General features: G+C 46.0%; 14 protein-coding genes and 1 tRNA gene. 7 read left to right on the top strand and 8 right to left on the bottom strand.

Annotation, left to right across the window (positions count from 1 at the left end; translation table 11 throughout):
* Positions 1 to 93: 93 nt before the first annotated feature.
* Together QXR92_00965 and QXR92_00960 are read right to left on the bottom strand one after the other, a co-directional pair.
* The gene (locus QXR92_00965) at positions 94 to 477 is read right to left on the bottom strand and encodes a helix-turn-helix domain-containing protein (protein MEM0318583.1); all 384 of its coding nucleotides are present in this window, start codon (positions 475 to 477) and stop codon (positions 94 to 96) included.
* Positions 478 to 538: 61 nt separating this feature from the next.
* Positions 539 to 616 (bottom strand) — tRNA-Val (locus QXR92_00960).
* A gap of 97 nt (positions 617 to 713) precedes the next feature.
* Here QXR92_00960 and QXR92_00955 point away from each other — a divergent pair.
* From QXR92_00955 to QXR92_00945, 3 genes are all read left to right on the top strand, one after another.
* Positions 714 to 2,201: a gamma-glutamyltransferase gene (locus QXR92_00955; GenBank protein ID MEM0318582.1), complete on the top strand. Its 1,488-nt coding sequence runs from the start codon at positions 714 to 716 to the stop codon at positions 2,199 to 2,201.
* An 87-nt stretch (positions 2,202 to 2,288) separates the two neighbouring features.
* Positions 2,289 to 4,115, top strand: a complete 1,827-nt coding sequence (gene asnB, locus QXR92_00950; GenBank protein ID MEM0318581.1) for an asparagine synthase (glutamine-hydrolyzing) — start codon at positions 2,289 to 2,291, stop codon at positions 4,113 to 4,115.
* 44 nt (positions 4,116 to 4,159) lie between these two features.
* A complete protein-coding gene (locus QXR92_00945; GenBank protein ID MEM0318580.1) occupies positions 4,160 to 4,918 on the top strand; it encodes a sulfite exporter TauE/SafE family protein in 759 nt (252 codons plus the stop codon).
* 20 nt (positions 4,919 to 4,938) lie between these two features.
* Here the strand turns inward: QXR92_00945 and QXR92_00940 are convergent, their stop codons facing one another.
* The gene (locus QXR92_00940) at positions 4,939 to 5,310 is read right to left on the bottom strand and encodes a DNA-directed RNA polymerase subunit G (GenBank protein ID MEM0318579.1); all 372 of its coding nucleotides are present in this window, start codon (positions 5,308 to 5,310) and stop codon (positions 4,939 to 4,941) included.
* Positions 5,311 to 5,420: 110 nt separating this feature from the next.
* On the opposite strand from QXR92_00940, the gene QXR92_00935 reads away from it, so the two are divergent.
* A complete protein-coding gene (locus tag QXR92_00935) occupies positions 5,421 to 5,876 on the top strand; it encodes an Lsm family RNA-binding protein (protein MEM0318578.1) in 456 nt (151 codons plus the stop codon).
* 24 nt (positions 5,877 to 5,900) lie between these two features.
* Complete coding sequence (gene tgtA, locus QXR92_00930; protein MEM0318577.1) at positions 5,901 to 7,457, top strand: tRNA guanosine(15) transglycosylase TgtA; 1,557 nt, start codon at positions 5,901 to 5,903, stop codon at positions 7,455 to 7,457.
* On the opposite strand, the gene QXR92_00925 is transcribed toward tgtA, so the two are convergent.
* Positions 7,378 to 7,971, bottom strand: coding sequence for a TFIIB-type zinc ribbon-containing protein (locus QXR92_00925; protein MEM0318576.1), 594 nt, complete (start codon positions 7,969 to 7,971; stop codon positions 7,378 to 7,380). The genes tgtA and QXR92_00925 overlap by 80 nt on opposite strands.
* A gap of 161 nt (positions 7,972 to 8,132) precedes the next feature.
* On the opposite strand from QXR92_00925, the gene QXR92_00920 reads away from it, so the two are divergent.
* Complete coding sequence (locus QXR92_00920; protein ID MEM0318575.1) at positions 8,133 to 8,480, top strand: GNAT family N-acetyltransferase; 348 nt, start codon at positions 8,133 to 8,135, stop codon at positions 8,478 to 8,480.
* Positions 8,481 to 8,576: 96 nt separating this feature from the next.
* On the top strand, positions 8,577 to 9,551 hold the full coding sequence (gene arcC, locus QXR92_00915; GenBank protein ID MEM0318574.1) for a carbamate kinase: 975 nt from the start codon (positions 8,577 to 8,579) through the stop codon (positions 9,549 to 9,551).
* Positions 9,552 to 9,649: 98 nt separating this feature from the next.
* On the opposite strand, the gene QXR92_00910 is transcribed toward arcC, so the two are convergent.
* The 4 genes from QXR92_00910 to QXR92_00895 are packed head-to-tail and all read right to left on the bottom strand — an operon-like array spanning position 9,650 to position 12,957.
* Positions 9,650 to 10,366, bottom strand: a complete 717-nt coding sequence (locus QXR92_00910) for an ABC transporter ATP-binding protein (GenBank protein MEM0318573.1) — start codon at positions 10,364 to 10,366, stop codon at positions 9,650 to 9,652.
* Between the two features lie 11 nt (positions 10,367 to 10,377).
* Entirely contained in the window at positions 10,378 to 11,109 is a 732-nt protein-coding gene (locus QXR92_00905) for an ABC transporter ATP-binding protein (GenBank protein ID MEM0318572.1), read from the bottom strand.
* The gene (locus QXR92_00900) at positions 11,090 to 12,082 is read right to left on the bottom strand and encodes a branched-chain amino acid ABC transporter permease (protein ID MEM0318571.1); all 993 of its coding nucleotides are present in this window, start codon (positions 12,080 to 12,082) and stop codon (positions 11,090 to 11,092) included. The genes QXR92_00905 and QXR92_00900 overlap by 20 nt, the downstream gene beginning before the upstream one ends.
* 5 nt (positions 12,083 to 12,087) lie before the next feature.
* Positions 12,088 to 12,957 carry a branched-chain amino acid ABC transporter permease gene (locus QXR92_00895; protein MEM0318570.1) on the bottom strand — a complete coding sequence of 290 codons (870 nt, stop codon included), beginning with the start codon at positions 12,955 to 12,957 and terminating at the stop codon, positions 12,088 to 12,090.
* Positions 12,958 to 12,981: the final 24 nt, after the last annotated feature.

Genomic DNA, 12,981 nt, shown 5'->3' with positions numbered 1-12,981 from the left:
TTAGATTTAAAAATATAGATATTTGTGTTTAATTCGGTAATACCAAAGGCTTATTTACCTGGCTGTTTTTCAAAGCACAAGATTCTGAGAATGTTATCCTCTCTTTCTTGAAGAGTGTGTGGATTCCCTCAACTCCTCTGCTGCCCTCTCCAGCTCCCGCAGGGCCTCATTGATGAGTTCTGGGCTCTTAAAATCTTCTCCGTGGTTGCGTATGAGATCTGCCAGTTCTCTCGCAAAGTCTGCTATGTCCTCAGCTATTATCACAAGAATCTTGTTCATCTCTAGAGAATTTGCAGAAGATATCGCTCTCTCAACAACTTCATCGCTTGGGTGGATCTTTCCATTAAGAAACTTGCTGAGAGCTGCCCTCGATATTCCGAGAACCTCTGCTGCTTCACTCCCCCTCTCTCTTGCCAGAACCTCCAGTATTCTTCTTCTTGCTTCCTTGCTCAGCATATGCACTAGCTTTTGTTTCATGCCCCTTCCCAATGATAGTTGTCTTCCCACTCCAAATGCGTGGCTTTCGATTGAAAAAGGATGGTGGGCCCGCTGGGAATCGAACCCAGGGCCTCCGCCTTGTAAGGGCGGCGTCCTAACCAGGCTAGACGACGGGCCCTTTCTCCTTATTGTTCCTCTTGAAGCTTATAATCTTTTCAGCCGGACTGTCATCCTTTAATATATAGTTAATGATATTGCATTTTTCGGTGATGATATTGAAAGTAGCATATGGAAGAGTAGGTGTTGCTGCTGATCATCCTCTCTCAGTCAAGATAGGTATGGATGTTCTTGAAGATGGCGGGAATGCATTCGATGCGGCGATAGCAATAAGTGCCTCTCTCTCTGTGCTTCAGCCACAGAGTGGCGGACCGGGAGGAGATGCCTTTCTCATGTTCTTCAGGGATAGGGAAATAAGAGCGTTTGCCTCTTATGGGAGATCCTTCTCCGGTTTTGATGCAGAGAGGTTCATAAAGGAGTCCCCCACAAGGGGTCCTCTGACGGCCACTGTTCCTGGTCTAGTTGCTCTGTGGGGGAAAATAAATGAGGAGTTGGGATTGATGCCCTTAGAAGATCTTCTTCAGCCTGCCATATCTTTGGCATTCAATGGCTTCAGGGCAGGCAAAATGCTTGCAAATGCATCTGCTAGCTCCGAGAAGGAGATTGGCAGGTATAAATGGGCTAAGTATTTCAGAGGGATAAGAGAGGGGGATCTTGTAGTAAACAGAGACATGGCGAGAACTCTGAGAGCTATAGTGCAGAGAGGATGGAAAGATTTCTATGAAGGTGAGCTGGCTGAGCGAATTGTGGGTGAGCTCAGAGAACAGGGAGTAGGAGCTGAGCTGGAGGATCTGAGGAGACATGAAGCTGAAGAAGTGAAACCACTCTCTCTTGAAATAGATGGAAGGGTGCTATACGAGCTACCTCCAAGCACTATTGGAGTGACAACTCTTCACCTTATATCTGCTCTCCATGAGCTTGGGCTTGATGAGCTTGGGTTCGGGGATCCCAAGAGAATAGCTGCATGGATGGAGCCTATAAAGGCAGCATATGCTTTCAGAGACAGATATATCGGTGATCCAGATCACATGGGCATAAGTGTGGAAAGAATGCTAAAATATTCAGAGATAAAGAATGCAGCGGAGAAGGGGCTTGTTGGGGGAAGGAGTGGCGGAGACACAACATTCTTCATTGTCTCGGATGGAGAGCACCTAGTGGGATTTATACAGAGTCTGTTCAATCCGTTTGGATCTGGACTTATAATTGGTGGCTTCCCCGTCCAGAACAGGGGGGTTGGATTCGCGAGAGCTATGAATCTTCCCAACAGTCCTGCCCCCAGGAAGAGACCTATGCATACTCTTTCCATCCTGGGAATAGATGAGGGAGATGCGAGAAGAATAATAGGATGTGTGGGCGGTGACTACAGGCCTCAGCTTCACTTGAGAGCATATGAGAACATCTATGTCTATAGGATGGGGGATGCTGAAGCGCTCATGGCTCCCAGGTTCATATTCTCCCCTGCTGGAAATGAATGGAAGGTTGAGGTGGAGAATGGCCTGTCGTTCAGTGAAGAGGCCGGTCTGAGCTTCGTGAGAGTCCCGCTGTTTGGAACGCATGGGCATATTCACACTGCTAGGATGGATAGGAGGGGCGTTCTCTATCTTGCCAGCGATCCGAGGACAGAGGGAATTTCGATGGCTCTCTGAGCCTTCTAAAATTTTTAGAATCACCTAATTTTTAAATACAAGCAAAAGAATTTTTAATTAAGTTCTCACTGAAAAGGCTGAGAGGGCTTGTGCGGAATAGCGGGAGCAGTTGCAGGAAAGGGTAGTGTGGACTCTAGACTAATTGGAAAGATGCTAGAGCTCATGAAACATAGAGGCCCAGATGATGAGGGCATATTCAGTGATGACAAGGCAGCCATTGGAAATAGGAGGCTATCGATCCTAGATCCCTCTCCTAAGGGTCACCAGCCAATGTTCCACGATAGGTTCGCAATCGTGCTGAATGGAGAGGTATACAACTACAGAGAAGTGAGGGAGGAGCTTAGAAGTCTTGGACATACATTTGAGAGCGATAGCGATACTGAGGTTGTTCTGAAGGCAGTAGCGGAATGGGGAATAGAGAGTGCTCTCAATAGATTGCTCGGAATGTATGCCTTCCTAATATATGATTCGAGGGAAAAGAAGCTCTGTGGGGCAAGGGATAGATTCGGGATAAAGCCCCTGCACTACATGAAGGTAGGAGATGCTGTTTATTTTTCCTCAGAAATTAAGGCATTCAGAGCAGTTGCTAATCTGAGGCCGAATGCTAGAAGAGTTGTGAGCTATCTATCCTTCCTGAGGGGCAACCCTGAGGAGACCTTCTTCGAGGGTGTTTATTCCATACCTCCAGCATACTATTTCTGCAGCGATGGAGAGAGTGTGGATTTGAAAAGATATTGGAGCCCTGAAGTAAAGGAGAGAAGCTGGGAAGATTCGGATGCTATTGAGAAGTGGAGAAGTGCTTTCGAAAGCAGTGTGAAGCTACACCTCAGAACAGATGTCCCGCTTGCTATTGCTTTGAGCGGTGGGCTTGATTCCTCATCTATACTGGCAGAAACAAAGAAGCTCCTAGAAGAGGGTTTGAAGGAGAAGGGATTCTCCAGGGAAACGCTGAAGATTTTCACAGTCTCTGTGGATGATAGTGCCATAGATGAACTAGAGTATGCTAAAAGCGTGGCCAGATTTCTTGGAATGGAGGACAACATGGAAGTTGTTAAGGTAAAAGCTGGCGACCTCAGCATCGATGATTTGAGGAAAATGATCTATTATTTGGAGGAGCCTCCTGAGGGTCCAAGCAGCATTCTCCATTGGATGATGATGAAAAAGATAAGGGAAAGGGCTGAGAACCTAAAGGTTCTGCTCAACGGACAGGGTGGGGATGAGCTCCTAGCAGGATACCATGCATACATTCCAATTTATCTGAAGGAAGTAATGAGGAAAAGGGGGCTACTAACAGGATTTCTTGAAGCATGGAAGCTGAGGAAATATATAGCTGAGAAGATTACGCTTGGTCTGAGGGTTATGCTTGGAATGAGGATGAGGATGTCCGAGAGGATACTAACAGAAAAGGGAAGAAGGATGATTGAACGAAGGAGCAATAGCTTCGAAGGACTGAACGATGCCCTGAGAAGAGATCTTTTTGGGGGGAGGCTTCTGGAGATCCTGAGAACTGAGGACAGATCCAGCATGGCATATAGCATAGAAATTAGAGTTCCATTTGTGAACCACGCTCTGGCTGAGCTCTCACTCTCTATGCCCTCTGAGATGAAGATAAGGGATGGCTATACGAAGTGGATACATAGAAAGGCTGTTGAAGGAATGCTCCCAAGAGAAATTGTTTGGAATAGAAGGAAAATAGGATTTCAGGCTCCCGAGAAGAAGTGGATGTTCTCTCTTGGAGAAAAATTTGAGGAGCTCATGGAGGACTCCCGTCTAGTTAAGATGGGAATTGTTAGAAGAGATGCTGTTCAGGAGATCGTCCAATCAGTAAAAAGAGGAAAAGTCAAGGAGGACTATGCCAGGTTCTATTGGAGGCTCTTCTTCGCTGAGCTGTGGCTCAGAACGTATTTCGAGTGAAATTTTTAAAAGATTTGATTGATGAATCATTGAAGATGATAAATATGTACGAGCTCTCAGCTATCCAGTTAGCTCTCTCAATATTTTCTGGTGTCATTGTGGGATTCTCTCTCGGGCTCATTGGAGGAGGGGGATCTATCTTGGCTGTCCCCCTCCTCATATACGTGGTGGGATTCAACTTTCCTCATATGGCCATAGGAACGACGGCCTTCTCCGTAGCCGTCAATGCACTAATAAATATAGTTCCTCACGCAATGAAGAGAAATTTTGATTTAAAAATTGGGGCCATTTTCAGTCTAGCTGGAACCGCGGGTGTTCTTCTTGGGAACCAGCTCGGCTTGCTGACTCCAGGGAAAAGGCTTCTCTTTCTCTTTGGGGGTCTCATGATATTTGTAGCTATATATATGCTGAAAAGAGGGGATTTCGTTGCGAAAAGTGGTAGCAGATCTCTTGCTAAGTTGATTTTGTTTTCCTTACTTGTTGGTTTTGCTTCAGGCTACTTCGGCATAGGAGGTGGGTTTCTTATTGCCCCAACCCTGATGTTCGTTGGGGGGCTTGATATATCAAAGGCCATAGGAACCTCCCTTCTCTCGGTTGGAACGTTCGGGCTAATAACAGCGCTCAGGTACTACATTAGTGGACAGCTAGATCCATTGATATCAGCACTTTTTATAGTGGGGGGAATTTTTGGAGGATGGTGGGGATCTAGGCTCTCGGTAAGTCTGCCGAAGGAAATCCTGAGGAAGATCTTTGCAGCTGTTCTTATAGTCGTTGGCATATATATTATGTACAGCTCATGGTGAGAGAGAGGAGAAAAGCGATCTTACTGGCTAGTCTTCTCTATGCAGAAATAGTAATCCTTTGTTATCTCCAGCCCTTCTATTTGTCCTGGAGAGGAGATTCTCAGGATGAGACCGCCTATTGAGAAGAGATAGACTAGGCCTCCCTCCTTCTGCTTTATACTAAATAGAGTAGCCTTGCCGCAGAAGCTCAAGCTCTCGGTTGGGGGAATCTTCTGAGAGGATATCTTTAATAGGAGCTTTTCTCCTTCGCTATAGCTTATTCCCATGCTCTTGTGGTACTCGAAGAGCACTTCAATGCCACCTGGCGCTGATGCCTTAACATCGACGATTTGAGGGATTATGGATGGATTTATGCTGGCGACATTGAGGCTATCAATAGTGAAATTGGTCATGAACATCACTCTCTTAGGAGCAATTCACTACTGTGTTTATTTACCTTTATTAAGTTGTAACCATATTGGAAATATAACTGTTTAAGAATCAATATGCTAGGGTGATTAGCATGAGCGTTACAACAGCTAGCAGGAGGATAATCAGCGAGCTCAATGCCCTCCTGGATAGGCAGGTAGTTGTGAGGTTGAAAAGCGGAAAGGTTCTGAGAGGTACTCTATATGGATTCGACGAGAGGCTGAACTTGCTCCTCAAGAATGCAAGCGAAGATGGAGGTTCCTCATTTCCCGTGATTCTTATCTTGGCTGAAAGCATAGAGGTCATGGCGGCAGTAGAGTCTCCTTTGTTTAACCCTGAGGAGTTTGCGAGAATTGTAGTAAGCAGGCTGAATATAAGGGAGGCTGACGTTAAAGCCTATCCAGAAGCTGGTGTTCTTGTGGTGCTGAACACAATAAGAATTTCAGAAAAGGGGGTCGAAGGAAGCGGTCCTCTCGCTCATAAGATTTACGGTTTATTCACGGAGTACATGGAAAGCAAGAGAAAGGAGACTCCCCAGGCCAAGACATAGGAAGGATAGAAAGGTATTGAATCAATGAAGATACTTGATAGGGATCTGGCCGGGAGAATTGGAAGGCTCGAGGCGAGGGGGAGCTCCATTGAGACCCCCTATCTTTTTCCAGTAGTTGACCCTGTTAGACAGGAGCTTTCGGTTGAGGAGATAAAGGATCTAGGCTTCAGAGGAGTTATAACCAATGCCTATTTAGCCTACAAGAGGGGCTGGAGGGGAAGAATTCACGATCTTCTGGCTTCCAGGGATATTCTGGTTATGACAGATTCAGGAGCTTATCAGCTCCTCCAGTACGGAGAAGTTGAAGTGAGCAATAGGGAGATTATTGAAATAGAGAAAATGCTTGACTCTGATATTGCTGTTATATTGGATGTTCCCACGGGAGATTCTCTGAATAGAGAGTATGCAGAGTGGACGGTGAATGAAACCCTTAGAAGAGCAAAGGAAGCAGCGGAGCTGATAGATAGAGGAAAAAGACTTTGGGTTCTTCCAATCCAAGGGGGGCTGTTTCTGGATCTCGTTGAGAAAAGCGCCAGAGAATCGGCGGAGCTTGATTTCGATATATATGCGCTCGGAAGTCCCACCAGATTCATGGAGAGGTACCAATATGAGGCACTCATAGATATGATAAGAGCAGCAAGGTCCCAAATACCTGCTAAAAAGCCGCTGCATTTGTTTGGGGCAGGGCATCCAATGATAATTCCTTTTGCAGTCGCAATGGGAATCGATCTATTTGATTCGGCCTCCTATATATTGTTTGCCAGAGATGGAAGGTACATGACCGAGCATGGCACCATGAGGCTGGAGAGATTGAGCTATTTTCCCTGCTCCTGTCCTATCTGCTCCAAGTATACGCCAGCTGAGCTGAGGGAAATGAAAAAGGAAGAGAGAACGCGCCTTCTGGCAAAGCACAACCTCCTCGTTGTGAGAAGGATAATAAACGAAACAAAGGAAGCAATAAAGGAGGGGAGGCTATGGGAGCTCTTGATTTCTATGTCAAGGGGGCACCCCAGCCTTCTATCCCTTCTGAGGCGTATTGAGGAAAATCACTCTTCCTGGATGGAGCTGTATACACCATCAACTAAGGGGGGCGGAAAGAGCACGTTTATTTTTGAGGATGATAGCAGGAAGAATCCTAGAATTGCAAGGATGAGAAAGTTCATTGCAGAGGAGTATAAACCTCCCGGCCTCTTCAGAAAGCTAGCAATAGTTCCAATATATTTCAGAATTCCAGATGCTAGAAGCAGGGGAGAAGAATACTTGGTTTACTACGCCCCTGCCATTGGAGCAGTTCCTGCTGAAATCTCTGGAATTTATCCAATAGGACAGGGCGTGTACCAGAAGGCTATAGGAGAGGCAGAGCAGATAAAGATAGCAAGAGATATAACTGAGTTCCTGGAGAAGTTTGGCCAAATGTATGAAGAAATTGAAATGAGAATATGCAGGGAACATGAGGCTCTCCTGCAGGCTCTGAAAGATACGGTGCTCAAAAAAATTGGGGTCAGGGTGAGGATCGTCGATGAATCCTGCTTCTCTGTCCAGATGAAAGAGGAGGATAATACCTTCCAAGAATATCAATGAGCTTGGCTGCGTGCCATTTGCTCACTCCAGTCTCTCTTGCTATCCTGGATATGTCCTCTCCCCTAATTTTCCTTCCAGAGAAGTAAAGCTGAAGGATCATCGCGGATGCAACCTTTGCCCTCATTGTGCGGCACGAGAGCTTGGGATTCTTCTCCACGTAGCCTTCATAGATTTCTCTGAGACTCTCGTTTTTCTCCAGCATTTTTCTTAGATAGGCATCTTTGGGGTGTGCAAAAACCCTAATGGCCTTTCCATCCTTCAGAAATGCTCTAAAGCGCTCCTCATCTATCAGAAGATCCCTTGGCTTCCTCCTGCTTATCTTGAGATATAGCCTGAATGATTTTGGATATGATTGCTGCTTTTTACCGCAAGTTTCTTCTGCTTTTTTATCACCGCTCCTTTCCTCTTCATGCTCATATATCCTTCCTATTACGAGCCCGCATGATGAGCATATGATATCCCCTGTCCTGTAGTCCCATACAATGGTTCCCCCACATGCTTCACATCTATCCATACCTCATCAGGGTTCAGATCTCTTGGGGGATATATCTGAAGAGCTGGGGCTTTTGAAGGTGGAGGGAGGGATCACCGAAATAAAAAATGATGGCTGGGATGAGAAATATTTATAGAATCTTTTTATCCGCATGAAAAACTCTTGGAATTTGGTGATTTGCATTGGAGAGCGTAAAGCTGAACGACTCTGAGTTCTACATAGAACTGCCAAACGGAAAAAGGGCTCTACTCAAGTTTGAAGTCATTGAAGAGCTTAGAATTATGAGGCTTCTTCACACATACACCCCTCCTCAGTTCAGGGGGAGGGGTTTAGGTGAGATGTTAGTTAAGGCAGCTATTGAGGATGCAAGAAGGAGAGGGCTAAAAATTGAGCCTGTATGCAGCTTTTCAATATACTACTTCGCCAAGCATCCCGAGGACAGAGAAATTCTGGTTGATTGGATGAAGGGAAAGAGCGAGGAAGAGCTGGAAAGCCTCTATGAATATTATTATTCTTTGGAAAGAAGATAAAAGATATAGATTTATTAGAAGAAAAATTAAAAAATGTCTCCATATCTCTTTTAATAGAGTTCGCACTTGAATCAGAAGCATGAAAGGTGAGATGGTTTGGATGATAGTAGGAAAAAGCTGGTTGTTATAGCCCTAGGAGGAAACGCTTTCCTTCAGAAGAACGAGAAGGGAACTGTTGAGGAGCAATGGAAGAACGTGTATGCTGCTGCAAGGCAAATAGTTGATCTGGTCAAGAGCGGCTACAAGGTAGTAGTGACCCATGGAAATGGTCCACAGGTTGGAAATGTCTTGGAATGGATGGAAGCACTCAAGGACAAGATCCCTCCGCTCTCCATGGACATAGCTGGAGCAATGACGCAGGGATGGATAGGGTACATGCTACAGCAGGCTATACAAAATGTTCTGATAGAAGAGAACTTGGATCATAGGTATAGAGTGGTTACAATCATCAATCAGGTTGAGGTCAAGAAGGACGATCCTGCTTGGAACAACCCAACCAAGTACATAGGACCGTACTATTATGACGCGGCCGTGGTTGAGAAATTGAGGGAAGAGAGGGGATGGGCTATGAAGGCGGATCCCAGAGGCGGTTACAGGAGGGTTGTTCCATCTCCAGATGTAGTTGATAATATCGAGAAGGATGCCATAAAGCTCCTCTACGAAAACGACTTCATAGTCATTGCAAGCGGAGGTGGGGGCATTCCTGTTGTCAAGGATGAGAAGGGCAGAGTTTATGGAAGGGAAGCTGTCATAGATAAGGACCTTGGTGCACAGCTCCTGGCATCGGTTGTCGGTGGAGACATATTCGTCATTCTCACTGATGTTGAGGGGGCTTACCTGAACTTTGGGAAGCCCGATCAGAAGCTTCTTAGAGAGCTAACAGTGAGTGAGGCAAAGAAGCTACTTGAGCAAGGTGTGTTTGGCTCAGGAAGCATGGGGCCAAAGGTAAAGGCCGCTGTGAGGTTTGCGGAGAGAACAGGAAAGGCTGCCTATATAGGGCATCTGTACAAACTGAAGGAGATACTTGAGGAAAAGAGCGGAACCAAGATAGTTCCAGATAAAAAACAGTGAACTGTGATTTTCTTCTTTCCAATATAAAAGCATAGAGCTCAGTTTGTTATTAATTTTTTAAAAATCGCTCCAAGAAGTTTAGAGCGTTGTTTTTGCTATTAATAAACAAGGTAGGCCTTTCTAAGAGAGGGATCCTCTAAGATCTCGCTTCCCTTCCCTCTCATTACAATGGAGCCTTGCTCCATTACATATGCCATTTCAGCAAGTTCAAGAGATTCTTTAACGTGCTGCTCTACAAGGAATATGGTTAGCTTGAACTCCTCGTTAAGTCTTGCTATTGTCCGGAAAAGCTCCATGACTATGAGGGGGGCAAGCCCCTGGCTAGGTTCATCGAGCAGGAGGACTCTTGGCATGCTCATTAGCCCTCTGGCTATAGCCAGCATCTGCGCCTCTCCTCCAGACAGGGTTCCAGCCCTCTGATCCAGCCTCTCTTTGAGCTTTGGAAATATAGAAAAGACCATCTCCATTGTGTCCTGGATTTTCTCTCTAGCTCTCCTTGTGTAAGCACCTATTAGGAGGTTCTCCTTAACGGTCAAAGAGGAGAAGAGCCCTCTTCCTTCGGGAACCAGAGTTATGCCAAGCTCAACCCTCCTATGTGTTGGCAACCTAGTTATGTCGTTTCCATCGAAAGTTATGCTTCCTTCTCTGAGTCGGGAGATGCCCATTATTGTCTTGAGAGTTGTTGTCTTTCCTGCCCCATTTGGACCGACCAAGACGGTTATCTTTCCAGTAGGAACTTCCATGGATACTGAATGTAGTATGATGAAATCTCCATATCCTGCTGAAACATTTGATAGCGCTAATCCCTCATTCATTCTCTCACTCTCTATACAGGCTTTGTTCCAAGATAGGCCTGAATAACTTGGGGATCGTTGGAGATCTCCTCTGGCTTTCCATCTGCTATGATTCTTCCCTCATGCATTACAACGATTCTCTTGCTAATGCTCATGACAAGCCTCATTATGTGCTCCACAACGACAAGGGTTATGTTTTTCTCTCTGTTAATTCTCTGAATTGTTTCAATCATAGAGCTCAGCTCTCCAGGCCTGAGCCCAGAGCCAACTTCGTCTATAAGTAGAAGCTTAGGTTCTGTTGCTAGGGCCCTCGCCATGTCCACCAGCTTGTGCTGCATTAGAGTTATTTCATCCCCCCTTCTCTCAAGTATGCTCTCCGGCAGTCCAAGGAATAGCGCGCTTTCCTTCGCTTTCTCCCTGGCTACTTCTATGTCATTATGCCTCAGCAGCGCTCCAACTGTTATCGCATCTAGAACAGTCATCTTTCTGAATGGTCTGACAATTTGCCAGGTCCTTGCTATTCCCAGCTTAGCTATTTTATGGGAGAGGAGCCCTGCTATGTTCCTTCCCTCAAAGAGTATGCTCCCTCCATCTGGACGGAGCGTCCCGGTGATGCAGTTGAATAGTGTTGTCTTTCCTGCTCCGTTCGGGCCTATAAGCCCAACTATTTCTCCTCTTTTCACCAAGAAGTTCACCTTGTTGACAGCTGTGATCCCTCCGAATCTCTTCACTAGATTTCTAGTTTCAAGGATGATCTCGCTCATTTGTCATCACACCCAATTTCCTCTTAATTAGATTGAACATACTTACCAGACCCTCCGGTTGGAATATTCCCATGAGTATGAGAACCGTTCCATAGAGAAGGAGATCCAGTCCTGGAAAGGTTGAGCCGAAGCTACTTCTGAAGTATTCTCCTAGGGATCTGAGGATCATGGATGACGCTATTGCTCCCTCCACGCTTCCCAGTCCCCCAATGATCCCCATAATCGCTATGCTAAGAGAAGCGCTGCTGTCGAAAATTCTATAGGAAAAGCTGGCAGCCAAGACTATGTATATATAGCCCATTGTTCCAAGGAGGAACGAATATATCATGAGTGCATAGAGCTTGTATCTTCTTGTGTCTATTCCAATCATCTCGGCGGCCAGCTCATCTTCCCTTATTGCCCTGAGATAGTAGCCCACCTTTGACCTCTCTATTAGAAAGTTTATGAGGAAGGCGGCTAGCAGGAAAGCCGAGGATATTGCATACATGAGCTCATAGTTGTTGAATTTCAGGTAGAGCAGCCCGCTGTCAGACGGAAGATAGTAGTCAAAGGGACCCATGAGAAGCCTGGCAATATTGTTGAATATTACCACCAGAGCTGCTGTCAAGAGAGCATACCATACCTCCTTTATTCCAAACCTGAACGTTGGTATTCCTATCAATACGGCGAGAAGGGATGAGGCAGCACCACCTACGAAGATTCCAATTATTGGTGGTAAGCCGGTTTTTATCCATAGCTCAGCAGTGATTATCCCTCCGAATCCCATGTATGCATATGCTCCCAGATCCAGCTGCCCAGCATAGCCTCCTATTACGTTCCATGCTACCACCATGGAGGAAAATAGAACTACTGTTGCGGCGAGTAGAGTGTAGTAGGCATTACCAATGAGAAGAGCTGATATAGCTGCTAGGAATAGAGCTAGGAGGGCTGTCTCCAATAAAATGCTTTTTGGAAGGGGGAGCCTAAGATGCATGCTTCCTACCTCCTTCCAAACAGGCCTCTTGGCTTGAACCAGAGGACGAGGAAGAAGACAACATAGACAACTGCCATCCTGGCTGAGGGAGTGAGCAAAAGCCCTCCTAAAGATTCGGCTAGTCCTACTATAATTCCTGAGTACAGCACTCCTACGACCCCTCCTAGACCTCCCAGAGCAACTATTACCCAGGAAATCAAGCTGAAAGACGTTCCCAGGTATGGTTGCACCTGGCCAAAGGTCATCCAGAGAGAGGCCGAGAGGGCTATGAGAGATGTTCCCAGTCCAAACGTGAGGGCATAGAGTTTCTTCACGTTTATTCCCATCAGCTGTGCTATCTCTCTGTTATCTGCTATGGATCTCATGGCAAGTCCAAGATGTGTCCTATTCAAAAAAAGGTGAAGAGCCAAGAGAGTTGCGAGGCTCACTGCAGCTATGAAGAGCTTTGATGCATAGAGCGTTAGAGGCCCAATTGAATAGCTGAAGTTAAATATTGAGTAAGGCACCGCCTTTGGTTCTGCCTTGAATGTTGCCAATGCAATGTTCTGCAATATGAGCCCAAAGCCAACTGTTACAGCTATCTGTATGAGGGGTTCCTTGCCAATTACCGGCTGTATCAAGCCGTAGTAAAGCCCAATGCCAAGGATGAAGAATGTGGGAACTAGGAGTAAAGCTGTTATCGATGGATCGGTTGAGAGGTCGACAGAGCCCAGCCAGGCAAAATATGCGGCTAGCATGAGGAGGTCTCCATGAGCGAAGTTTATTATGTCCATTACCCCGAAAATGAGCGCCAACCCAATTGCAACGAGGGAGTAGAAGAGGCCTAGGAATATTCCGTCTACCGTGTTCTGCAGCACTAGAGTTGGGGAGATCATTGTGATGAGCCTCCTTTTTTATTT

It is taken from the genome of Fervidicoccaceae archaeon, assembly GCA_038734945.1.
Taxonomy (GTDB): Archaea; Thermoproteota; Thermoprotei_A; order Sulfolobales; family Fervidicoccaceae; genus ARK-14.
This window is presented reverse-complemented; position numbering and strand designations above follow the sequence as displayed.